The sequence below is a fragment of the Nonomuraea sp. NPDC050451 genome (genome assembly GCF_044458585.1).
Map to the genome: position 1 here is coordinate 258,653 of NZ_JBITHZ010000004.1, position 23,097 is coordinate 281,749.

Here is a 23,097-nt window from a genome sequence, read left to right on the forward strand (position 1 = left end):
TCCACACGCCACCCACCCTCCGCCGCCAGCACCACCTCCACTGCCACGCCTAGGCGGGTCCCCGGTCGTCGTGCCGCAGGGACTCAGGCGCGCAGGCGCAGCCCGCGGGGTGTGGGGTGGAAACCGGCCGCCTCCAGGGCCGCCGCCAGCGGCGACTCGACGATGGACGTGCCGTCGGCCCGCTCCACGGTGAGCTTCCCGAGCGCCCCGTCCCGCACGGCCAGCGCGAGGGCGTCGACGGCGGGCTGCAGCCGGTCGTCGTCGGCGAACGACAGCAGCGTCTTGCCGCCCCGCTCGACGTAGAGCACCAGGTGCCCGTCCACGAGCACGACCAGCGAACCGGCTTTCCGGCCAGGCTTGTGCCCGAGCTCGCCGGGGTGCTGCGGCCAGGGGAGCGCGGCGCCGTACGGGCTGGCCGGGTCGGCGGCGGCCAGCACCACGGCCCGCCGTCCGCCGCCGGTCCCCGCGTCGGGACCCGGACCGCCGGTCGGGGCGAGGCCGGGCGCCATGGCGCGCATCCGGTCGACCGCTCCCGGCAGGGCGAACTGCGCGCCCCCGAGGCCCTCGACGAAGTAGCCCCGGCGGCAGCGCCCGCTCTCCTCGTATGCCCGCAGGACCTGATATATGGGCGTAAATCCCCCGGGGAGTCGTTCCGATGTCACCCCGCCCCGGGTCACCACGCCGTGCCGTTCCAGCAGCACCTCGGCCTGCGCGTGCGCCCGCTGGGTGGAGTCGGCGGCGGGCTCGGGCAGCAGCCACCATCGGCCGCCCACCGTGGGCGGCCCGCTCCTGCTCGGCAGCACGGCCCGGCGCCGCCGTGTGGTGGCGGGCCGGTGCGCGGGACGGCCGGTGCCGAGCGTGGCCCGCAGCGGCGCCAGCGTGTCGCCGGATATCCGCCCGGCCCACACCAGATCCCACAGCGCCGCCGCCAGGGTCGTGTCGTCCAGCGACCCGAGCTGGTCGGAGATGCCGCGGAAGAACAGCGCGCCGCCCCCGCCCAGCAGCTCCAGCACGCGCTCGTGCAGAGGGGTCATCGTGATCTCGGCGGGCTCGGGCATCAGCAGCGGCGCGGTGTCGGCGTAGTAGAGCGACACCCACCCGTCGCCGCCCGGCAGCGAGCCCTGCCCCGCCCACATCACCTCGCCCGACGAGGTCAGCTCGTCGAGCAGGGCCGGATGGTAGCCGGGCACCCGCGCGGGCAGCACCAGCGTCTCCAGCGCGGACGCGGGCACGGCGGCCCCCTGGAGCTGTTCGATCGAGCGGACCAGCGCGTCCATGGCCCGGGCGGCCTCGCTCGCGCCCCGGCCGCCGACCTGCCCCGCGGCGCCCGAGCCGGTGATGCCGTGCCAGGCGGGCAGGAATCGGGCCAGGGTCTCCGGCGCGACCGGCTCGACCTCCTTGCGCAGCCGGGCCAGCGACCTGCGGCGCAGCATCCGCAGCACCCCGGCGTCGCACCACTCCTCGCCCCGCCCGCCGGGCCGGAACTCCCCGTTCACGACCCGTCCGGACGCGGCCAGCCGGCGCAACGCGTCCGTCACCACGGCCACGCCCAGCCCGAACCGGGCCGCGGCCGAGCCCGCGTGGAAGGGCCCGCGGGTGCGGGCGTGCCGCGCCACCAGGTCCGCCAGCGGATCGGCCACCGGCTCCAGGAACGCGTGGGGCACCCCGACCGGCAGCGGCACGCCCAGCGCGTCACGCATGCGGGCCGCGTCCTCGATGGCCGCCCACTGCTCCTCGCCGGCGATGCGTACCCGGATCGCCCGACGCGAGCGTTCGAGCTCCTGGAGCCAGGCTGGGTCACCGCCGCGCACGCTCACGTCGGGCGCGAGCAGCGGCCCGTGGGAGCGCAGCAGGTCGGCGAGGTCCTCCAGGTCGCGCAGCGGCCGGTCGAGCCTGGCCAGCTCGCGCTCGGTGTCGGAGATCACGTCGGGGTCGAGCAGCTCGCGCAGATCGGCCTGGCCCAGCAGCTCGGCCAGCAGCGTGGTGTCCAGCGCCAGCGCCTGGGCGCGCCGCTCGGCCAGGGGCGCGTCGCCCTCGTACATGAACGCGCCCACGTAATGGAACAGCAGCGAAGCCGCGAACGGCGAGGCCTGCGAGGTCTCCACCTCCACCAGCCGCACCCGGCGCGCGGCGATGTCGCGCATGAGCCGGACGAGCCCCGGCACGTCGAAGACGTCCTGCAGGCACTCGCGCATGGTCTCCAGAACGATCGGGAACGAGGCGTACTGCGAGGCCACGCCCAGCAGGTGGGCGGCGCGCTGGCGCTGCTGCCACAGAGGGCTGCGCTTACCCGGCGTGCGGCGCGGCAGCAGCAGCGCCCGCCCCGCGCACTCCCTGAACCGGGAGGCGAACATGGCCGACCCGCCCAGCTCCTCCGTGACGATCTGCTCGATCTCCTCGGCGTCGAACGCGGCCACGTCGGTCGGCGGCTCGGCCAGCGTGTCGGGGATGCGCAGCACGATGCCGTCGTCGGAGTGGACCGCCTGCACGTCGATGCCGTAGCGCTCGCGCAGCCGCCGGTTGATCGCCAGCGCCCACGGGGCGTGCACCCGCGCGCCGTAGGGGGAGTGGATGACCACGCGCCAGTCGCCGAGCTCGTCGTGGAAACGCTCGACGAGGAGGGTGCGGTCGTCGGGGACGTAGCCGGTGGCCTCGCGTTGCTCGTGGAGGTAGGCCAGCAGGTTTCCGGAGGCGAACTCGTCGAGCCCCGCCTCCCGCATGCGCTCGGTCGAGCCGTTCTTGGCCTGCTCGCGCAGGAACTGCCCGATCGCCCTGCCCAGCTCGGCCGGGCGCCCGGGCGCGTCGCCGTGCCAGAACGGCAGCTTGCCCGGCTGGCCCGGCGCGGGCGAGACGAGCACCCGGTCGGCCGTGATGTCCTCGATCCGCCAGGACGTCGCGCCCAGCACGAACACGTCGCCCACGCGCGACTCGTAGACCATCTCCTCGTCCAGCTCGCCCACCCTGGAGGCCTTCTCGCCCACCAGGAAGACGCCGAACAGGCCGCGGTCGGGGATCGTGCCGCCGTTGGTGACCGCCAGCCGCTGCGCGCCCGGACGGCCCTGGAGGGTGCCGGTGACCCGGTCCCACACGATGCGCGGCCGCAGCTCGGCGAACTCCTCGCTCGGATAGCGCCCGGCCAGCATGTCGAGCGTGGCCTCCAGGGCGGTCCTGGGCAGCGTGGCGTAGGGGGCGGCCCGCTTGACCACGGACTCCAGCTCGTCGACCGTCCACTCGTCGAGCGCGGTCATCGCCACGATCTGCTGCGCCAGCACGTCGAGCGGGTTACGCGGATAGCGCAGCTCCTCGATCTGGCCGCTCTTCATCCGCTCGGCCACCACGGCCGTCTGCACCAGGTCGCCCCGGTACTTCGGGAAGATCACACCCTTGGACACCGCCCCGACCTGGTGACCGGCCCGGCCGATGCGCTGCAGCCCGCTGGCCACGCTCGGCGGCGCCTCCACGCACGCGACCAGGTCGACCGCGCCCATGTCGATGCCGAGCTCCAGGCTGGAGGTGGCGACCACGGCGGGCAGCCGGCCCGACTTGAGCGCCTCCTCGATCTGCGCGCGCTCCTCCTTGGAGACCGAGCCGTGGTGCGCGCGTACGATCTCGGTCACGACGCCCTTGCTCGCCCCCGCCTGCGCCATCATGTCGGCAGGCATCCGCCGGGGCGTCTGCGGTGATGGGGGCGTCTCCCAGATGGAGAGGTCGACGGCCTCGACCCCGCCGCCCTCCCGCTCGTACGCGAGCTCGTTGAGGCGGGTGCACAGCCGCTCGGCCAGCCGCCGCGAGTTGGCGAAGACGATGGTCGAGCTGTGGGCCCCGATCAGGTCGAACAGCCGGTCCTCCACATGGGGCCAGATCGACCGGTTGCCCGGCTCTGGGGCGAACTCCTCCCCGCCCTCCGGCTGCGGGCGGCCCTCCATCTCCGTCATGTCCTCGACTGGGACGACGACCTCGACCTCGATCCGCTTCTCCGACGGCGGCTGCACGACCGTGGCCGGTCGCGTGCCGCCCAGGAACGCCGCCACCTCGCTCACCGGCCGCACCGTCGCCGACAGCCCGATCCGCTGCGCCGGCCTGTCGAGCAGCGCGTCGAGCCGCTCCAGGCTGAGGGCCAGATGAGCGCCGCGCTTGGTGGCCGCGACCGCGTGGACCTCGTCCACGATCACCGTCTCCACGCCCCGCAACGCCTCGCGCGCCTGGCTGGTGAGCAGCAGGAACAGCGACTCCGGCGTGGTGATCAGGATGTCGGACGGCTTGGCGGCGTAGCGCCTGCGGTCTTCCGAGGGGGTGTCGCCCGAGCGGATCGCCACCGAGATCTCCGGCACCGGCAGCCCGAGCCGGCGCGCCGTCTGCTTGAGCCCGGCCAGCGGCGCGCGCAGGTTACGCTCGACGTCCACGGCCAGGGCCTTGAGCGGCGACACGTAGAGCACCCGCGTCCCCTTCGGGGCGCCTTGGCGCACGGCGGGCTCGGCCTTGGGCGCGGGAGCGTGCCGGGCGGGATCGGGTGCGGCGGGCGGGGAGGGGTCGGCTTGGGGTGCGGCGGGCGCGTGCGGGGCGGGCTCGGCCTCGGGCGTGGCGGCGGGCCCGGTCTTCTCGAACGCCAGCCTGTCGAGCGACCACAGGAAAGCCGCCAGCGTCTTGCCCGACCCGGTGGGGGCGACGACCAGGGTGTTGTCGCCGCGCGAGATCGACTCCCACGCCCCCTCCTGGGCGGCCGTGGGAGCTTGGAAGGCTCCGGTGAACCATTGCCTGGTCACCTGGCTGAACTGGTCTAGCGAGCTCACCAGCACATATTGCCTCGCGCCACCGACAGAAAACGCATTTGGCTCCCCGGCGAGCGGTTGAGCGGGGGTCCTGGCGGACATACAGCGACCGTGACCATTGACTATGCGGCCATCGAAACCCGCCGAGCGGAGATGAGGCGGCGCTACGTCTTAGCGCACCGGCCATCGAGCAGCGCCCGGGGCCTGCACCACATGGCCCTGCTCTCGTCGGACGTGGAACGCACCATCAAGTTCTACCAGGAACTCCTGGAGTTCCCGCTCACGGAGATCATCGAGAACCGCGACTACAAGGGCTCCAACCACTTCTTCTTCGACATCGGCAACGGCAACCTGCTCGCGTTCTTCGACTTCCCCGGCCTCGACCTCGGGCCGTACCAGGAGGTGCTGGGCGGGCTGCACCACGTCGCGATCTCCGTCGACCCCGCCACCTGGGAGCGGCTGCGCGGGAAGCTGGAGATGGCCGGCGTGCCGCACCAGATAGAGAGCGGCGCCTCCATCTACTTCAAGGACCCCGATGGCGCCCGGCTGGAGCTGCTCGCCGACCATCTAGGTGAGATGTACGGCTCGCGTGTGCTGTGACCGCGGGTCCGCCCTAGCGCCGCGACGCCCTGCGCGTACGCGGCTTGCCCGCACGGGGCTCCTGCCTGACGCCCGCGTGCCTTTCTGATCGCTCAGACTTCTCCTTCTGTACGGCGAGGCGCAGCGTGTGCAGTAATCGGCGGCGTCTGGCCCTGTGGGCCTTGGTCTCGGCTGTCTTCGGTGGCGAAGACTTGTGGGTCTTTGGCATGGGGATGTCCTACCCACCCCCCAGGCGATTCCATACTTGAATCCATGCGCCTGACGGAGTTCTGGAGACGGATGAACGCTCACTTCGGCGACACCTACGCCGAGTCGTGGGCCCGCGACTACGTGCTCGCGCCGCTGGGCGGGCGCACCGTCATGCAGGCGCTGGCCGACGGGGAGAGCGCCAAGACCGTCTGGCGCGCGGTCTGCCAGGTGGAGGACGTCTCGCCCAAGCTCCGCTAGCCGCGGCGGCTTCAGGGCTGCGACAGGTCCAGGGTCTGCCGCAACGCGGCGGCAGTGAGCTCCAGCTCGTCCACGCTGCCCTGCCCTCCGGGCGACCACAGGAACGTCCATCCGCGGTGCGACGGGGTGGCGAAGATGATCGTCTGACGGCCCGTACGCGGGTGCCAGACCCACAGCACCGGATCGTCGTTGCCTACCATGCGACTGACCAGGCCATGACGGGGGAGCACCTCGGCGAGTGCCTCCAGATGGGTGCGCCGTTCCCTGGTGTAGCCGCTCGACACTCGCCGCCTCCAACCTTCGGCCCCTGAAGTGAGTCTCCCCAGCTCACGGCCCAGGCAACACGTTGGAGGCCAACATCGGCGGGGCTTGTTCACGAGGATGCGCATGCGTCCGGAATCGAACGTGAGCGCATAAGGCTTGAAGAACTCGTGCGTGGGCAGGCCCCCGATGCGGAAGCCGAAACCGTGCTCGAACCACGCGGGGATGGCCGCACAACCCGGGCACCCGGCGGCGGGTGGCGGGGCCGGGCGTCACCTCGTCCAACGTCACCGGTCGAGGGCCGTCGCCCGGGGGATCGGGGTCCCGGCGGCCTCGAAGGCGGCGCGATGAAGCCGATGTCGGCGCCCCCGGTGTCGACATCCGGTCCAGGCCGTTCACGGTGCCGTGGGACAGCAGGAAGTGATCGCCCAGGCACCACATCGGCGCGCTGAGCCCCGGCCGTCAGCTGCTCGGCCGGATAGTCGATCGTGGACAGGAAGCTCGTGCCGATCGCTCCCAGGGTGACCCTCCCGTCGGGCGCTGCGAGCCGGATCGTGTCCGGAATGGTGTGGACGGGCACGTTTCCGAGGTGCGGGTCGCCCATGGTGAGGCGGTCCACGCGTCCCTGGTACGCCTTGTGCTCTCCGTTGATGGTCCTGCCGGTCGTGTAGCCGTACACGGGGATGCGCAGGCGGTCGGCGTACTCCTGGTCGAGAGCGAACAGCGCGGGCGGGGCGCCGTTCACCGACGCCTCGATCAGGACGGCACTCGGGCTCCTCACCGCTCCGAAGGCTGGTGATTGACGGCGACCTGCGTGTTCCTGCTGTGATCGAACAGCCGTTCGGCTACGATGGATTTCGCCCGAGCCACGTCTTCCCCGGCAGTCGCATGAAAAATGTCGGTGGCAGGCCGTAGCTTTCACTCGACTGATCGGACCACGACCCTCCAGGGGGAGTTCCCATGGCTATCAACGACCGCGAGAAGGCCCTCGAGACCGCCCTCGCTCAGATCGAGCGACAGTTCGGCAAGGGCTCCGTCATGCGCCTGGGCGATGACGCCCGAGCCCCCATCGAGGTGATCCCCACCGGGTCGATCTCCCTTGACGTGGCCCTCGGCATCGGCGGCCTGCCGCGCGGCCGCATCGTCGAGATCTACGGCCCCGAGTCCTCCGGTAAGACCACGATCGCCCTGCACGCGGTGGCCAACGCCCAGCGCGCCGGCGGCATCGCGGCGTTCATCGACGCCGAGCACGCCCTCGACCCCGAGTACGCCAAGAAGCTGGGGGTCGACACCGACGCCCTGCTGGTCTCCCAGCCCGACACGGGTGAGCAGGCGCTGGAGATCGCCGACATGCTGATCAGGTCCGGCGCCGTCGACATCATCGTCATCGACTCGGTGGCCGCGCTCGTGCCCAAGGCCGAGATCGAGGGCGAGATGGGCGACAGCCACGTCGGCCTCCAGGCCCGCCTCATGTCCCAGGCCCTGCGCAAGGTCGCCGGCGCGCTCAACAGCACGGGCACCACCGCCATCTTCATCAACCAGCTCCGCGAGAAGATCGGCGTCATGTTCGGCAGCCCCGAGACCACGACCGGTGGTAAGGCGCTCAAGTTCTACGCCTCGGTCCGGATGGACATCCGCCGCATCGAGACCCTCAAGGACGGCACGGAGGCGGTCGGCAACCGCACCAGGGTCAAGGTCGTGAAGAACAAGATGGCCCCGCCCTTCCGCGTGGCCGACTTCGACATCCTCTACGGCGTGGGCATCTCCCGCGAGGGCGGCCTCATCGACATGGGCGTGGAGCACGGCTTCGTCCGCAAGTCCGGCGCCTGGTACACCTACGAGGGCGACCAGCTCGGCCAGGGCAAGGAGAACGCCCGCAACTTCCTGAAGAACCACCCCGACATGGCCAACGAGATCGAGAAGAAGATCAAGGACAAGCTGGGCGTGGGTCCCCGCCTCGACGCCCCGGCCGAAGCCGCCGCGGCCCCTGCCCCGGCCGCCGCCCCTTCCGGCCGCGGCTCGAAGTCCACCCCGAAGCCGGGTGACGTCTGATCGTCCACCCCCTGAGCGACCGTGCCCCCTCCCATGAGTGACCCGAACCGGCCACCGGCGCCCCAATCCGGGGGCGCCCGGCCCGTCCCTCCCCCCTCCCGGGGCCGCGACCTGGCCCGCTCGGCCACGGACGGCTGGCCATCGGTCGACGAGTGGCGCGAACACCGCACCCGCCAACGCGCCTCAGCCGAGGCTGAGGCAGACAAGGAAGAACACCCCGACAACCCCACCGCCACAGGCGAACAGCACGACGAGCGCACCGCCACAGGCGTGCAGGACGCTGTGCATGCCGCCGTGGGCGATGCGGCTGATGTGCGTGCCGCCATGGACGGACAGAACGATGTCCGCACCGGCGATCACGTAACCATCGATATTCAGGAGGCCACCAGCCCCCTTTATCGGGAACGCACCGGCAGACACCCCTTTTTCGGGGGCGACACCGAGGATCAGGACGGACCTCGCACCACCACCGAGGCCCAAGCCCGATCCGACGACCAGCCCATTTTCCGCACAACCGCCGACACCCGAATCGGCGCGAATGATCAGCATGAATCCCGGATCGCTGCCGAGGGCTCGCACGATCAATACGGTTCGCGCCCCGACACCCAGGCCAGCCCAGACGCTGAGGCTGCCGGGCACGCTGGCGATGGTAGCTCCGCTGAAGCTGGTCCTGCCGATGACGGCCAAGGGGACTCAGACGGGGGACGGGCCACCACCAAGGGGTGGCGTTCCGCCAACGAGGCCGCGCCTGCCGGCCGGGGGGACGGCGGGTGGCACTCCGAGGTGCTCGCGGGGAGCAGCTGGTTCGCGGCCGAACAGCCGGACGACGGTGAGACCGGTAGGAAACGATCGGGCAAAGGGCGCCGATCCACCCGCTCCAACGGACGGTCTGGGCGAAACGCCCGCGGGCGAGGTTGGTCATCCGAGGAGCCGGACGCCGAAGGCCCTACCGAAACCCGACAAGACAGCGGGCCTTCCGCCGAAGCTGCGCAGCATGGCCACGACTTCGCCGGAGCGGCACGCGATGGCGCCGACGTCGCCGGATTCAAGCGTGATAGCGAAGGCCGCACCGGGGGATCGCAGGACGACGGCGGTTTCGCTGGATCGAGGCGGGATGGCGGAGGCTTTGCCGGGGAGGCGCATGACGGTGACGACGCCGTCGGGTCTGCGCAGGATGGTGGCGACGCCGTCGGCTCTACGCCGGATGGTGGCGGGTTCGCCGGAAGCGCGCGAGGCGGTGACGGATTTGCCGGGGCCTGGCCTGATGAGGAAGGGCTTGGCGGAGCTGGGCGTGGCGGCGGGAGCTCTGCCGGGACGGGGCGTGGCGGCGGGCGTTCTGGCAGATCCAGGCGGCGTGGCAAAGGCTTCGCCGGAGCCTGGCCGGACGGCGAGGGCTTTGCCGGGGCCGAGCGCGATGGCGGCGGCTTCGGTGGAGGCGGGCAGAGCGATGGGAACTCTGGCGGAGCTGGGTGGGGCAGTGGGGGCTTTGACGGAGCTGGGCGGAGGGGCGGAAGATCTGGCGGATCCGGGCGGAGAGGCGGGAGGTCTCGCGGATCTGGGCTGAGTGGTGAGGGCTTCGGCGGAGGCGGGCAGGATGCTGATCCGGAGTCGGTGGCGCGGGCTATTTGTCTTCGTCTCCTCACCATGGCGCCCAAGACCCGGGCCCAGCTCGCTGAGGCGCTCCGCAAACGTGACGTTCCCGACGAAGCCGCCGAAGCGGTCCTCAGTCGCTTCTCCGAGCTGGGGCTGATCAACGACGAGGCGTTCGCTGCGGCTTGGGTCGACTCCCGGCACCACGGCCGAGGGCTGGCCAAGCGCGCCTTGGCGGCTGAGCTACGTCATCGCGGTGTGGACACCGACACGGTCAAGGAGGCAGTCGAGCGGCTGGATCCCGACCAGGAGGCGGAGACGGCCCGGCGGCTGGTGGAGCGCAAGCTCGCCTCCACCCGGTCGCTCGACCCGCAGACCCGCACGCGGCGGCTGGCGGGCATGCTGGCACGCAAGGGATACTCCTCGGGGCTGGCTTTCCGCGTCATCCGCGAGGCGCTTGAGCAGGAGGGCATCGAGATGGATGAGGACTTCTCGTAGGGTCTCCTGGTCTACGGCTCTCCTGGTGTTTCGGCGGTCCTGGTGCTTTGGCGGTCCCGGTGCTTCCCGTTCCACGGCACCCCCGGCTCTCCTGGTGTTTCGGCGGTCCCGGTGCTTTGGCGGTCCCGGTGCTTTGGCGGTCCTTGTGCTTCCCGTTCCACGGCTCTCCTCAGCTCCAAAGCTCTCGCTGGCTCCACGGCTCTCCCCGGCTCCAAAGCTCTTCCCGTGCTTGCGTGGTTCCCGCGCGTTCTGGGGATCCCTCGTTCTGTGGTTCTCCGGGCCGGCGGGGTCCGTCCGATTGCTGTGGATGCATGTGCGCTTGCAGCTGCATCTGCGAGTGCGGGAGGGATTGCGGGTGCATATGCGGGTGCGGGTGCTGTTGCACTCGCAGACGCTTCCTTGCCCGTGCGCGTCCCTTGGCTTGCCCGGCGATGTCTGGGGAGATGCAGGCCCGTAAGACACGCTTGATGACGCGTTTGCTTGCTCGTGACCTGTTCGACGCATAACCTCGACGGCAGTGAGGAGTTACTCCGCGCAGCGCGGATTGCCATACCGGTGAACGACGGACGAACGAGGCTGGTTGATCTAGGCGGGCGAGGTGTCGGCTTTGCGAGTCGACGCCCGGTCAGCCTTGGCTGTATATCGATCCAGACGCCGACCGGGCTATTCGTGGCGCGCTTGTGACCCCTCCCGTTTGTGGCCGCGTTATGAGGTGTTGACGACGCGAGGAGGGCGGGGCGCACATGGGGCCGCTTGTCGTGGTGCTGATGGTGGCGGTGCTCGTGCTCGCGTTCGGGATGATCGTCGCGCTTCTCGTCGTCATACGGCGCACCTCGGGCAGTCTGCCACGCGTTTCCAAGGCCAGTCCCGAGCAGCAGCAAGTCGTACACGAGGAGCTTGAGCAGGCGCGCGAGGAGGCGCGGGAGATCCGGCACAAGGCCGAGACCGACGCCCAGGAGATTCTGCGCAGGTCGGAGGCCGCGGCCGAGAGCGCCGCGCAGATGCGGCGGGAGGTCGAGGAGGAGAGCCGGATACTCAAGTCCGAGCTCAAGGAGCTGCGCTCCGACCTGGAGCGCCGGGAGTCCAGGCTGGCCGAGCGGGAGCAGCGGCTGGACGAGGAGGCCAGGCGGCAGTCCGAGCGCGACAGGAAGCTGGCCGAGACCGAGGTCGAGCTGGCCGACCGCCGCGAGGAGCTGCTCCAGGTCGAGGATGAGCGGCGGGCCATCCTCGAACGGGTCTCCGGGCTGACCGGCGACCAGGCCAAGGCCGAGCTGGTCAAGGAGATCGAGAACCAGGCCAAGCGCGAGGCCGCGCTGATCGTCCGGGAGATCGAGGGCGACGCCCGCAAGGAGGGCGAGAAGCGGGCCACCAAGATCGTGACGCTGGCCGTGCAGCGGGTGGCGGCGGAGCAGACGGCGGAGTCGGTCGTCAGCGTGCTGCATCTGCCCGGAGACGAGATGAAGGGCCGGATCATCGGGCGCGAAGGGCGGAACATCCGGGCCTTCGAGTCCACGACCGGCGTGAATCTCATCATCGACGACACTCCTGAGGCCGTGCTGCTGTCGTGTTTCGATCCCGTGCGCCGGGAGACGGCCCGGCTGACGCTGGAGAAGCTCGTGCTGGACGGGCGCATCCACCCCCAGCGCATCGAGGAGGCGCACGACCGCAGCCGCCAGGAGGTGCAGGACCTGTGCGCGCGGGCCGGTGAGGACGCCCTGGTCGAGCTTGGGATCACCGACATGCATCCCGAGCTGACGCTGCTTCTCGGGCAGCTCAGGTATCGGACGTCGTACGGGCAGAACGTGCTCAAGCACCTGATCGAGTCCGCGCACATCGCCGGGATCATGGCCGCCGAGCTGAGGATGAACCAGGCGCTGATGAAGCGCTGCGCGCTCCTCCACGACATCGGCAAGGCGCTCACGCACGAGGTCGAGGGCAGCCACGCGCTGATCGGGGCGGAGATCGCCCGCAGGTACGGCGAGGAGGAGGACGTGGTGCACGCCATCGAGGCGCACCACAACGAGGTCGAGGTGCGCACCGTCGAAGCGGTTCTCACGCAGGCCGCCGACGCGATCAGCGGCAGCCGCCCCGGCGCCCGCCGCGAGTCCCTGGAGGCGTACGTCAAGCGGCTGGAGCGGCTGGAGGAGATCGCGCAGTCGTACGAGGGCGTGGAGAAGGTCTTCGCCATGCAGGCCGGGCGGGAGATCCGGGTCATGGTCAAGCCGGATGCGATCGACGACATCCAGGCCCAGGTGATCGCCCGTGACGTGGCCAAGCAGGTGGAGGAGGAGCTGACCTATCCGGGGCAGATCCGCATCACCGTGGTGAGGGAGTCCCGGGCGACCGAGTTCGCGAGGTAGGCCCCGCTGGTCTGCCCGCCCGGTTCGCCATGATCGAGCGCCCGTGTAGGGCTGCCAGGGGGAAGGGCGGTGGAGGGCCGGCGGGCGTGGCGGTGCCTGAGGGAGGCTGAGGCGCCGGGGCACGCCCGCCGGGGTCCAGCAAGGCGCCGTAGCACGCCCGCCGGGGTCCGGCATCCCGGGCGAGCGTCAGGACAGGCGGATGCGGGGGTCGAGGAGTCCGTACGCCACATCCACCAGCAGGTTCGCCACCACCACAGCAGTCGTCGCCAGCGTGACCACGCCCATGATCACGGGCAGGTCCCCGCTGACGAACGCCTGCACCACCGCCTGCCCCACGCCGCCGAGCCCGAAGACCGACTCCGTCACCACCACCCCGCCGATCAGCGTGCCCACGTCCACCCCGAGCTGCGTCACCACCGGCGTGAGCGCGGCCCGCAGGCCGTGCCGGTAGATCACGCGCCGCTCGGGCACCCCCTTGGCCCGGGCCGTACGGATGTAGTCCTCGCCGAGCACGTCCAGCATGGAGCCGCGGGTGAGCCGGGCGTACGACGCCGCCTGGACCGTGGCCAGCGTGATCCACGGCAGGATCAGGTGGCGGGCCCATTCGGCGGGGTTCTGCGAGAACGGCACGTAGGAGTCGGGCGGCAGGATGGGCATCCCCGCCATGGTCAGCTGGAAGAACAAGAAGTACAGCAGCAGCAGGCCCACTACGAAGGTCGGCATGGAGACCCCGGCCAGCGCCAGCAGCGTCAGGCCGCGATCCACCAGCGACCGGACCCGGGTTGCGCTGAGCACCCCCGCGCCGACGCCGAGCGTGAACCACAGCACCGCGCCCCCCAGCACCAGCGAGAACGTCGGCGGGAAGTCGGCGGCCAGCAGCTTGCCGACCGATTCGCCGGAGAAGTACGACTGGCCGAGGTCGCCGTGGACCAGCCTGCCCAGGTAGTCCAGATACTGGACGAGCATGGGCCGGTCGAGGCCGAGGTTGTGGCGGATCAGCTCCACCTGCTCGGGAGTGGCCTGCCGCCCCGCCAGCGTCCTTGCGGGATCGCTCGGCGCGACGAAGAACAGCAGGAACGTCCCGAGGGTGACCAACCAGAGCACGAGCAGGCCGAGCAGGGCCCGGCGCAGCAGGAACGCGCGCAGCATCACGCCCCCTTACGGGTACGGCGGCGGCGGCTGAACAGGCGCTCCATCCGAGGATCGATGGCGTCCCTGATCCCGTCGCCCACCAGGTTGAACGCGAGCGTGGTGACCAGCAGCGTGGCGGCCGGGAACCCCAGGTACCAGTACGCCACCCGGTAGAACCCCTGCGCCTCGCTCAGCAGGTTCCCCCACGACGGGGTGGGCGGGACGATCCCCAGCCCCAGGTACGACAGCGTCGACTCGAACACGATGGCCGCCGGCACCAGCAGCGTGGTCAGCACGATGACGGGAGCGAGCAGGTTCGGCAGGATGTCCACGAACATGATCCGGAAGTCGCCCGCCCCCATGGACCGGGCCGCCTCGACGTACTCGCGCTCCTTCAACGACAACGTCTGCCCGCGCACCACGCGGGCGATGGCCGCCCACGAGTAGAACGCGATCACCCCGATCGTGGCGGTCAGCGAGGGCCCGGCGATGGACACCACCGCGATCGCGAAGATCAGGTACGGGAACGACAGCACCACGTCCATGAGCCGCGACAGCACGGTGTCCACGACGCCGCCGTAATATCCGGCCAGCAGCCCGACGACCACCCCGACCAGCGCCGCCAGCCCGGTGGCGACCACGCCGACGAGCAGCGAGACCCGGGCCCCGTACAGGACCCTGATGAACAGGTCGCGCCCGAGCCGGTCGGTGCCGAACCAGAACTCCCCGTTCGGCGGCACGGGCAGCCCCTGGGCCGTGATGCCGGTGTCGCGGAACTGGTCGTCGGGGCCGTGGCCGTTCCAGGCGGCGATGAGCGGCGCGGCCAGCGCCAGCGCGCACAGCAGGATGACGACCAGGCCGGACACCATGGCGACCCGGTCGGTCCTGATCCGGCGCCAGGCGAGCTGCCAGGGCCCGCGCCCGGCTATCCCCTGGGAGGTGACGGCGCCGGGTCTGATCTCGGTCAGTGTCATACGACCACCTCAATGGGGAAGTGGCAGGCCACCGACCCCTCAAGCTGAGGCTCCACGGACGAGCAGACGTCCTGGGCCCGCGGGCACCGCGGATGGAACCGGCACCCGGACGGCGGATCGATCGGCGAGGGCACGTCCCCGGTCAGCACGATCCGCTGCCGCCGCTCCGCCTCGTCCGGGTCGGCCACCGCCGTCGCCGACAGCAGCGCGTTCGTGTACGGATGCCGCGGCCGGTCGTACACCGGCTCCGCGTCTCCCACCTCGACCACCTTGCCCAGGTACATGACCGCGATCCGGTCGCTGATGTGCCGCACCACGGACAGGTCGTGGGCGATGAACAGGTACGTCAGCCCGAACTCGGCCTGCAGGTCCTTCAGCAGGTTGAGGATCTGCGCCTGGATGGACACGTCGAGCGCCGACACCGGCTCGTCGCAGATGATCAGCCGGGGCCGCAGCGCGAGCGCCCTGGCCACCCCGATCCGCTGCCGCTGCCCCCCGGAGAACTCCGCGGGGAACCGGTTGTAGTGCTCCGGATTGAGCCCGACCCGCTCCATCAGCTCCTGCACGGTCCGGCGGAGCTGCTCGCCGCTCATGACCCGGTGGATCACGAGCGGGTCGGCGATGATCGACCCGACCCGCCGGCGCGGGTTCAGCGAGCCGTACGGGTCCTGGAAGATGACCTGGATGTCACGGCGGTAGGGCCGCATGCGCTTCCTGGGCAGGTTCGTGATGTCCGCGCCGTCGAACCGCACGCTGCCGGAGGTGACCGGATGCAGCCCCGCGACGCAGCGCGCGAGCGTGGACTTGCCGCAGCCGGTCTCGCCGACCAGGCCCAGCGTCTCGCCGGGGGCCAGCGCGAAGCTGACCCCGTCGACCGCCTTGACCTGCCCGACCACGTGTTTGACCAGCGCGCCCGTGGTGATGGGGTAGTGCTTGACCAGGTTCGAGACTTCGAGCAGCATCACGACTCCTTCGCCTTGAGCCGCAGGGCGTCGGCCGCCGCGCCCAGGCCGACGGCCTCGTGCGGCAGCCAGCAGGCCGAGGCGTGGCTGCCCTCACCGGTGACCGTGGCCAAGGGCGGCCGCTCGGCCGAGCAGACCGGCATCGCGTACGGGCAGCGCGGGTGGAACGCGCACCCGGACGGCAGCGCGATCAGGCTCGGCGGCGAGCCGGGGATGGGCCGCAGCCGCCCGCCCCGGTCCCCGCTGCTGCCCGGGATCGACTCCAGCAGGCCCTTGGTGTACGGGTGGTGCGGCCGGTAGTAGAGCGTGCGCCGGTCGGCCCGCTCCACGGCGAGCCCGGCGTACATGACCAGCACCTCGTCGGCCATGCCCGCCACCACGCCGAGGTCGTGCGTGATGAGGATGAGCGCGATCCCGAACTCCGCCTGCACCCGCGTGATGAGCTCCAGGATCTGCGCCTGCACGGTCGCGTCGAGCGCCGTGGTCGGCTCGTCGGCCACGATCAGCTTCGGGTTGAGCGCGAGCGACATCGCGATCATCGCCCGCTGTCGCATGCCGCCGGAGAACTGGTGCGGGTAGTCGTCCACCCGGCGATCCGGCCGGGGGATGCCGACCAGGCCGAGCAGCTCGACCGCCCGCCTCCTGGCCTCGGCGCGCGAGGTGTCCGGCCGGTGCACCCTGATCAGCTCCTCGATCTGCCAGCCGACCTTGTAGAGCGGGTGCAGGCTGGTCAGCGGGTCCTGGAAGATCACGCTGATCTCGGCGCCGCGGATGTGGCGCAGCCGCTCGCCGTCGAGTTCGAGCAGGTTGACGCCGTCGAACACGGCGCTGCCCGAGATGTCGGCCCCAGGGGTGAGCCCCAGGATGGCCTGGGTGCTCACCGTCTTGCCGCTGCCGGACTCGCCGACGATCGCCAGCGTGCGGCCGCGTTCGATGCGGAACGACAGCCCCCGCACGGCCTGCACCACGCCGTCGGACGTGGGGAAGGCCACGCGGAGGTCCGTCACCTCGAGCAGGCTCATCACGGGTTGTTGGGGTCGAGCCAGAGGTTGGTGAAGTCGAAGAGCTGGAACGCCGGCAGGTACAGGGCGTTCTGCACCCGCTTGCTCTTGTAGATCGGCGTGTTCTGGTTGTTGAGCGGCACGATCACCGCGTCGCCCATCACCGTCGTGTCGACCTGGTGCCACAGCGCGGCCGCCTTCGTCTGGTCCTGCTCGGCCAGCGCCTGCTTGATCAGCGAGTCGACCTTGGGGTTGCTGTAGCAGCCGTAGTTGCTGGTGCCGGGGTTGCAGTTGGTCTCGAACAGCGGCTGGACGACCGCGCGGCCGTTGTTGCCGTACCAGTCGGGGACCCAGCCGGGCGCCGAGATGTCCCACTTGCTGGCCTTGGCGATGGACGGGTTCTGCAGGAAGGCGCCGTAGTAGTCGCCCTGCCGGACTGGCAGCCCCTTCACCGTGATGCCGCACTTCTGCAGGTCCGCCGAGTACGACTGGAAGTTGGCCGGGTGGTTGCCCGCGTTGCGGAAGGCGCCGATGAGGGTCAGCCCGTTCGGGTAGCCGGCCTCGGTGAGCAACTGCTTGCACTTGGCCGGGTCACCCGCGTCACCCGGGCTCGGGTACGGGTTGTACTCCTGGTATCCGATGTTGCCCGGCGGGATCGCGGTGTGCAGCGGCGTGGCCACGTCGGAGCCGCCGTAGACCTTGGCGATGGCGACCTTGCTGACCGCGTACTCGATGGCCTGGCGGACCTTGAGCTTGCCCATGGCGCCGCCGGCGTTCTTGCTCTGCAGGTTGAAGACGATGTACGGGTTGCTCACCGCGCCCGGGAAGATCGTGAAGTTGGGATCGCCCGAGCTCTTGAGCCGCGGGATCTGCGCGGTCGGCACCGGCAGGTCCCACGCCAGGTCGGCGCTGCCGGCCTCGAGCTGCTGCTGCACCGCGTCCGGCTCGTTGACGCCCATCTTGACCTCGATGGCGTCCACGTGCTGGTGCCTGATCGGGTCCGACTCCTGCTTCCAGGCCGGGTTCCGCTCCAGCCTGATCGACTTGGTGGCCACGTACTGGGTGATCCGGTACGGGCCGTCGGAGATCGTGTGCTGGCGGAACGTGGCGTCGTCCGGCACGTACTGGTCGTACTCCTTGGGCGCGGCCACGGAGAAGTTCAGCGACAGGATGTTGAGGAAGTCGCTGGCGGGCTGGGTCAGCGTGAACACGATCGTCTTGTCGTCCTTGGCCTGGACGCCCGCGATCTCGTGCGAGTTCTGGAAGTCGGCCAGCGCTGCGGCGGTGGGCTTGGCCTTGGTGAACGCCTTGGCGTACGCGTCGCAGTACGCCTTCATGCCCTTGATCGTGCTCGTGTAGTAGCCGGGCGCGCCGGAGCCCGCCACCGGGTTGCAGATGCGCTTGAAGCCGCGGACGAAGTCGCCCGCCGTCACCTCGCGCGGCGGCTGCGTGTCCCACTGCACGCCGTCACGGAGCTTGATCGTGTACGTGAGCCCGTCGGCGCTCAGGCCGCCGTTGCCCGTCGTGGGCAGCTCGGAGGCGACGTCGGGGACGAGCGCGAAGCCCTTGGTGGTGTCGGACCCCTTCGCCACCCCGTTGAGCCCGAAGAGCCCGCGGGCGTACGTGCGCAGGATCCCGTTGGTGACCGTGTAGTACGAGCTCGTGGGGTCGAGGTGATCGACGTCCCCGCCGCCCACGAGCCTGAGCGTGCCCCCGGAAACGGGTTGGCCCGGGGCGGCGGAGGTGGGCGGGGCGGAATTCCTGGCTCCGGTGTCTGTCTGGCAGGCGGTGGCGAACAAAGTTGCGAAGACCGCCACGGCAATGCTGAAATGGCGCATGCTGGCCATCTGGCCTCCCTCGTGCCGAGATGCGGGGCGTGCATGGCTGGCCGTGTGGGGCGTGCGCCGTGGCCGCGGAGCACGTCCCACTTTGCATGGTCACGCGCGAGGGAGCGCAGGAGAAAAGTCGGTTATGCAACCGATGATGATTAGCGGCTCGCAAGTAATATCGATTTGGTACGAATTCTGTTAGAAAATTACGACATTAGCTAAAAAGCTGCTGGTAGAAGGCCAATTCAGCGGCCAGCGCGGCCACCCGCGTCTCCGTGCGGCGGAAGCCGTGCGACTCGCCCTCGAACGCCAGATACGTGCACGGCACGCCCCGCTCCGACAGCGCGTCCGCGAACGCCGTCGACTGCTCGGGCGGCACCACGGGATCGTCGAGCCCCTGCAGGAGCAGCATGGGGCAGCTCACGCCGTCGACGAGGGCGAGCGGCTCCCGGGAGGCGTACACCTGCGGGTCCTCCGGCCCCACCAGCCACTCCACGTATCGTGACTCGAAGTCGTGGGTGTGCGTCGCGAGGGGCGCGAGCGCGCTGACGCCGAAGTACGACACCCCGCCGGCGAACACGTCGGACCGGCAGCAGGCCGCCATCACGGTCCACCCGCCCGCGCTGCCGCCGCGCACCGCGATCCTGCGGGGGTCGGCGAGCCCCTCCGCGGCCAGCCACCGGGCGGCGGCGATCGTGTCGGCCACGTCCACCAGCCCCCACTGCCCCTTCAGCCGCTCGCGGTAGGCCCTTCCGTAGCCGGTCGAGCCGCCGTAGTTGACGTCGAGCACCCCGATGCCGCGCGAGGTCAGGAACGCCTTCTCCAGGTCGAGCGCTGTGTCGGCGTGCGCGGTCGGCCCTCCGTGCACGAAGATCACGTAGGGTGGCGTGCCCTCGGTCGCCGGGCCGTACGGAGGGTAGAGGAAGGCGGGCACCGGCGACTCGACCGCGCGTGGAACGGGCAGGAGGGCCTGGTCGGGCAGCCGTGAGAGGTCGCTCTTGAGCGCGCCGGCCGCGCCGGAGGCGATGTCCACGCTGACGACCGACCGGGGGACGGTGGGGGCGTATCCGATGCCGACCACGGACGTGCCCTCGGCGGCCAGCGCCGCGTCCCACCCGTCGTAGGGCACCTCGAGGTCGGCGAGCGCGCCCGAGCCGGGGTCCAGCACGCCCAGCCGCAGGTCGCCGCGGCCGTGCAGGACCGCGAGGCGGCCGTCGCCGAGCACGGCGTACGGGTGCCCGCCCAGCCGCCACGGCGGCAGCGTGAACTCCTCCTCGGCGGCGTGGATCGCCCGGAGCCCGTCGCCGCGCAGGCCGACCTCGTAGAGGTTCCACCAGCCGGAGCAGTCGGAGATCAGGTAGAGGCTGGAGTCGTCCTTCCAGGCGGGGGCCAGCACGGACTCGGCCGCCCCGCCCTTCACCGTCCAGGCGCCGCCGCCCGACAGCCGGGTGACGCGCAGCTCGGTGCCGTCCCAGGGCATGCGCGGGTGGTTCCAGCAGACGTAGGCCAGGTGCCGCCCGTCGGGGGAGAGGGCGGGAGAGGCGTAGAAGTCGCAGCCGGTGGCCCACTCGCGGATCTCGCCGCCGTCCAGCGAGATCGACACGATCGCCCGGGTGACCTTGCCATCCTCGGCGTGGCGCTCGCGGACGCACCAGACCTGGCCGTCGCGCACCAGCGGATCCGCGTAACGGCATCCCTCGTCCGTGATGGGTTTCGGTTCGCCGGAATCGCCCAGAATGTACAGACGCTGATCTTTGAAGTTGGCGAAGACCACTTCGCCCCCTGGCGTGACGGCGTACGGTCTGCCGCCGTACTCGTGGACTCTGGTGCGCGCGCTCCACGGGGCCCGTAGCAGGTCGCGCTGGGTGCCGTCGGCGTCGCGGCACACGATCGTGGTGCGCCCGCCCTCGGCCGGACGGTCCTCGGTCCACCAGATCCGGCCGTCCTGGGCCGTGGGCCAGCCGGGGCGCACGCCGGAGGCGGCCACGTCTCTGGTCGAGATGGGGGAGGGCCAGAAAGGCATACCCGCATCCTGCCGGAAGATCGGCAACGGCGTGGGGCGGTCCCCACAGTTCAGGGGCACCCTGCGGGCGTCGGCAGGGACGACGGCAGCTTGACCCCTGTCTTGCCGAACCACCTGTGCAGCAGTCGCGTGGCCGTGCCGTCGCGCCACATCGCGGCGATCGCCTGGTTGACGGCCTCGCAGGTGGCGGTGTCGCCCTTCTTGATGCCGACTCCCCACTCCTCGCTGGTGACGGGGTCGTTCAGCAGCCTGAAGCGGCCCGGCTCCTGCGCGGCGAACCCCGCCAGGATCAGGTTCAGGGTGCTGATCGCGTCGAGTCGGCCGTCGGCGAGCTTGCGTACACAGTCGGAGTAGTTGGCCGCGGGCACCAACAGCATGGGGAGGTTCAGCTTGCCGTCGGGCGGGGGATCGACGATCCGCCTGTAGGAGTTCGAGCCCTCCGCCAGGCAGAGGCGTTTGCCCCGCAGGTCGGTCACCTTCTTGATGCTGGTGTCGCTCGTGCGGACCATCGTGTCCTGCGGGGTGACGATGTAGGGCCCGCCGAACGTCACCTTGGGCCGGCGTGAAGCGGTGATGCTGTAAGTGGCGACGATGAGGTCCACGCTGCCGTTCTGGAGCAGCGCCTCACGGGCGGACGAGGGCGACTCCCGCCACGTGATCTCCACGTGCTGGCCGCGGGCGAGGTAGTCGACGATGTACTTGGCCACGTCGACGTCGAAGCCCGCGGGAGGGCCGTCCCCGGTCTTCAGCCCCAGGTTCGGCTGGTCCCACTTGGTGCCGACGACGACCCGGCCGGCGTTCCTGATCTTGCCCACGACGGTGGTGTAGGAGCCCGCGCCGCCGCACGCGGCGACCAACGCCACCACGGTCGCCCCCGCGAGCGCCACCCCACGCATGGAGACAGTCTGGGGGCTGGACAAAGCGTGCGGACCGGTCTTGGAGCGGTTTCACGGAGAAATGGGGTCTTCTTGGGGATTTACGAACGTACGGGCGCCATTGCGCCCGTACGCTCGGTCACTCCACGGAACGGTCGGGGCCCAGCCCGGCGTCCTCGGTGCCCTCACCCGCACCCACGCTGACCTCGGCCGAGCCGGGCGCCGCGACGGGGGCGGCGGCCGTCTTACGGCTGCGCCTGCTGCGCCGCTCCAGCCACGTGGCCAGGTAGCTCACCGCCATGTTGAGTGCCACGTAGATGATCCCGATGACGATCGCCGCCGGGATGAGCGAGCCGAAGAAGCGGGCCGGCAGGATCTTGAAGCCGGTGTTGAGCAGGTCGACGTAGGCGATGATGTAGCCGAGCGCGGTGTCCTTCAGCAGCACCACGAGCTGGCTGACGATCGCCGGCATCATCGCCGTGACGGCCTGCGGCAGCAGCACCAGGCGCATGACCTGGTTCTTGCGCATGCCCACCGCGAACGCCGCCTCCGACTGGCCGCGCGGCACCGCGTGCACGCCCGCCCTGACCACCTCGGCCAGCACCGAGCCGTTGTAGAGCATCAGGCCGACCACGACCGCGATGAACGTGTAGTCGCCGCCGCCCGCTATCGCCGGCGCGAGGTAGAAGATGAAGAAGATCAGCAGCAGCAGCGGGATGGCCCTGAAGACCTCGACCACCACGCCCGCCGGGACGCGGATCCAGGCATGGTCGGAGAGCCTGGCCAGGCCGAAGACCGCGCCGAACAGCAGCGCGAGCACCGCGGCCACCGCGGCGGCCTGCAGCGTGCCGAGCAGGCCGGGGAAGATGAAGACTTCCCACGTCTCCCACTGCAGGAACGGCTGCCAGATCTTGCCTTCCCACTGGCCCTTGGCGTCGAAGCCGCGGTAGACGCCGTACAGGACGGCGGCCACGGCCACGACGCTGATCACCGTGAGGAGGCCGTTGCGCACCCGCGCGCGCGGTCCGGGGGCGTCGAACAGGACTGTGGTGCTCATCGCGCCACCGCCAGACGCCTGGCCAGCCGGCCGGTGAGGAAGCCGATGGGCAGCGTCACGGCCATGAAGGCGGCCGCGACGCCGATGAAGATCGGGATCGACGCGCCGACCTGGTCGAAGGCTTCCTTCATCTTGCTCGCGGACTCGAAGGCGGCTCCGCCGGCGACCACGACGGTCGTGTTCTTGACCATGGCGATCATCACGCTGCCGAGCGGGGCGATGACCGCGCGGAACGCCTGCGGGAGAATGATCATCCGCAGCGACTGCATGAATGTCAGCCCGATCGCCCTGGCCGCCTCGGCCTGGCCGAGCGGCACCGTGTTGATGCCCGCACGCAGCGCCTCGCAGACGAAGGCCGCCGTGTAGGCCGACAGGCCCATCGAGACGATCCAGAACGAGTTGATGGTGGGCACGTCGGAGAAGACGAGCCCGAGCTGGTCGCTGAGGCCGAGCGCGGAGAAGGCCAGGACCAGTGTGAGGGGGGTGTTGCGCACTATGTTGACGTAGATCGTGCCGGCCGCGCGCAGCACCGGCGTGGGGGAAACTCTCATCGCCACCAGGACGGTGCCGAGAATGAGCGAGGCGATCGCGGCCACGACGGAGAGCTTGATGTTCTCCAAGAACCCCAGTGCGAGGTCGGGCGCGTATCTAATCAGATCTTCCATCGT

General features: G+C 70.6%; 18 protein-coding genes. 6 read left to right on the forward strand and 12 right to left on the reverse strand.

The features are described 5' to 3' along the window. Nucleotides 1-83: 83 nt before the first annotated feature. Nucleotides 84-4,796 (reverse strand): ATP-dependent helicase, encoded by a 4,713-nt coding sequence (locus ACIBI9_RS16230; RefSeq protein ID WP_397222862.1) that lies wholly within the window; start codon nucleotides 4,794-4,796, stop codon nucleotides 84-86. 84 nt (nucleotides 4,797-4,880) lie between these two features. Between ACIBI9_RS16230 and ACIBI9_RS16235 the strand changes: the two genes are divergently transcribed. Further along, a complete protein-coding gene (locus ACIBI9_RS16235; RefSeq protein WP_394489585.1) occupies nucleotides 4,881-5,369 on the forward strand; it encodes a VOC family protein in 489 nt (162 codons plus the stop codon). A gap of 252 nt (nucleotides 5,370-5,621) precedes the next feature. Beyond that, on the forward strand, nucleotides 5,622-5,816 hold the full coding sequence (locus ACIBI9_RS16240; RefSeq protein ID WP_185071854.1) for a DUF3046 domain-containing protein: 195 nt from the start codon (nucleotides 5,622-5,624) through the stop codon (nucleotides 5,814-5,816). Between the two features lie 11 nt (nucleotides 5,817-5,827). Here the strand turns inward: ACIBI9_RS16240 and ACIBI9_RS16245 are convergent, their stop codons facing one another. Continuing rightward, entirely contained in the window at nucleotides 5,828-6,100 is a 273-nt protein-coding gene (locus tag ACIBI9_RS16245) for a hypothetical protein (RefSeq protein WP_397222864.1), read from the reverse strand. A 937-nt stretch (nucleotides 6,101-7,037) separates the two neighbouring features. Here ACIBI9_RS16245 and recA point away from each other — a divergent pair. Further along, a complete protein-coding gene (gene recA, locus ACIBI9_RS16250; RefSeq protein WP_397222865.1) occupies nucleotides 7,038-8,129 on the forward strand; it encodes a recombinase RecA in 1,092 nt (363 codons plus the stop codon). 183 nt (nucleotides 8,130-8,312) lie between these two features. Here recA and ACIBI9_RS16255 read toward each other — a convergent pair whose 3' ends face one another. Next, the gene (locus ACIBI9_RS16255; protein ID WP_397222866.1) at nucleotides 8,313-8,768 is read right to left on the reverse strand and encodes a hypothetical protein; all 456 of its coding nucleotides are present in this window, start codon (nucleotides 8,766-8,768) and stop codon (nucleotides 8,313-8,315) included. Between the two features lie 502 nt (nucleotides 8,769-9,270). On the opposite strand from ACIBI9_RS16255, the gene ACIBI9_RS16260 reads away from it, so the two are divergent. From ACIBI9_RS16260 to rny, 3 genes are all read left to right on the forward strand, one after another. Further along, nucleotides 9,271-9,693, forward strand: a complete 423-nt coding sequence (locus ACIBI9_RS16260; protein WP_397222867.1) for a hypothetical protein — start codon at nucleotides 9,271-9,273, stop codon at nucleotides 9,691-9,693. Nucleotides 9,694-9,740: 47 nt separating this feature from the next. Beyond that, nucleotides 9,741-10,217 carry a regulatory protein RecX gene (locus ACIBI9_RS16265; protein WP_397222868.1) on the forward strand — a complete coding sequence of 159 codons (477 nt, stop codon included), beginning with the start codon at nucleotides 9,741-9,743 and terminating at the stop codon, nucleotides 10,215-10,217. A gap of 743 nt (nucleotides 10,218-10,960) precedes the next feature. Then, complete coding sequence (rny, locus tag ACIBI9_RS16270; protein WP_397222869.1) at nucleotides 10,961-12,577, forward strand: ribonuclease Y; 1,617 nt, start codon at nucleotides 10,961-10,963, stop codon at nucleotides 12,575-12,577. Nucleotides 12,578-12,763: 186 nt separating this feature from the next. On the opposite strand, the gene ACIBI9_RS16275 is transcribed toward rny, so the two are convergent. The 9 genes from ACIBI9_RS16275 to ACIBI9_RS16315 all read right to left on the reverse strand — a co-directional run bounded on the left by ACIBI9_RS16275 (nucleotide 12,764) and on the right by ACIBI9_RS16315 (nucleotide 23,094). Then, nucleotides 12,764-13,726 (reverse strand): ABC transporter permease, encoded by a 963-nt coding sequence (locus ACIBI9_RS16275; RefSeq protein ID WP_397222870.1) that lies wholly within the window; start codon nucleotides 13,724-13,726, stop codon nucleotides 12,764-12,766. Beyond that, nucleotides 13,726-14,682 (reverse strand): ABC transporter permease, encoded by a 957-nt coding sequence (locus tag ACIBI9_RS16280; protein ID WP_397222871.1) that lies wholly within the window; start codon nucleotides 14,680-14,682, stop codon nucleotides 13,726-13,728. Before ACIBI9_RS16280 ends, ACIBI9_RS16275 begins: the two co-directional genes overlap by 1 nt. Next, entirely contained in the window at nucleotides 14,679-15,644 is a 966-nt protein-coding gene (locus tag ACIBI9_RS16285) for an ABC transporter ATP-binding protein (protein WP_397222872.1), read from the reverse strand. The genes ACIBI9_RS16280 and ACIBI9_RS16285 overlap by 4 nt, the downstream gene beginning before the upstream one ends. After that, nucleotides 15,644-16,666, reverse strand: a complete 1,023-nt coding sequence (locus ACIBI9_RS16290; RefSeq protein ID WP_397222873.1) for an ABC transporter ATP-binding protein — start codon at nucleotides 16,664-16,666, stop codon at nucleotides 15,644-15,646. The genes ACIBI9_RS16285 and ACIBI9_RS16290 overlap by 1 nt, the downstream gene beginning before the upstream one ends. Further along, nucleotides 16,666-18,492, reverse strand: a complete 1,827-nt coding sequence (locus tag ACIBI9_RS16295) for an ABC transporter substrate-binding protein (RefSeq protein WP_397222874.1) — start codon at nucleotides 18,490-18,492, stop codon at nucleotides 16,666-16,668. The genes ACIBI9_RS16290 and ACIBI9_RS16295 overlap by 1 nt, the downstream gene beginning before the upstream one ends. A 196-nt stretch (nucleotides 18,493-18,688) precedes the next feature. Then, nucleotides 18,689-20,497, reverse strand: coding sequence for a S9 family peptidase (locus ACIBI9_RS16300; protein WP_397222875.1), 1,809 nt, complete (start codon nucleotides 20,495-20,497; stop codon nucleotides 18,689-18,691). Between the two features lie 50 nt (nucleotides 20,498-20,547). Continuing rightward, nucleotides 20,548-21,393 (reverse strand): glutamate ABC transporter substrate-binding protein, encoded by an 846-nt coding sequence (locus ACIBI9_RS16305; RefSeq protein WP_397222876.1) that lies wholly within the window; start codon nucleotides 21,391-21,393, stop codon nucleotides 20,548-20,550. Nucleotides 21,394-21,511: 118 nt separating this feature from the next. After that, nucleotides 21,512-22,429: an amino acid ABC transporter permease gene (locus ACIBI9_RS16310; protein WP_397222877.1), complete on the reverse strand. Its 918-nt coding sequence runs from the start codon at nucleotides 22,427-22,429 to the stop codon at nucleotides 21,512-21,514. Further along, nucleotides 22,426-23,094: an amino acid ABC transporter permease gene (locus tag ACIBI9_RS16315; RefSeq protein WP_397222878.1), complete on the reverse strand. Its 669-nt coding sequence runs from the start codon at nucleotides 23,092-23,094 to the stop codon at nucleotides 22,426-22,428. Before ACIBI9_RS16315 ends, ACIBI9_RS16310 begins: the two co-directional genes overlap by 4 nt. Nucleotides 23,095-23,097: the final 3 nt, after the last annotated feature.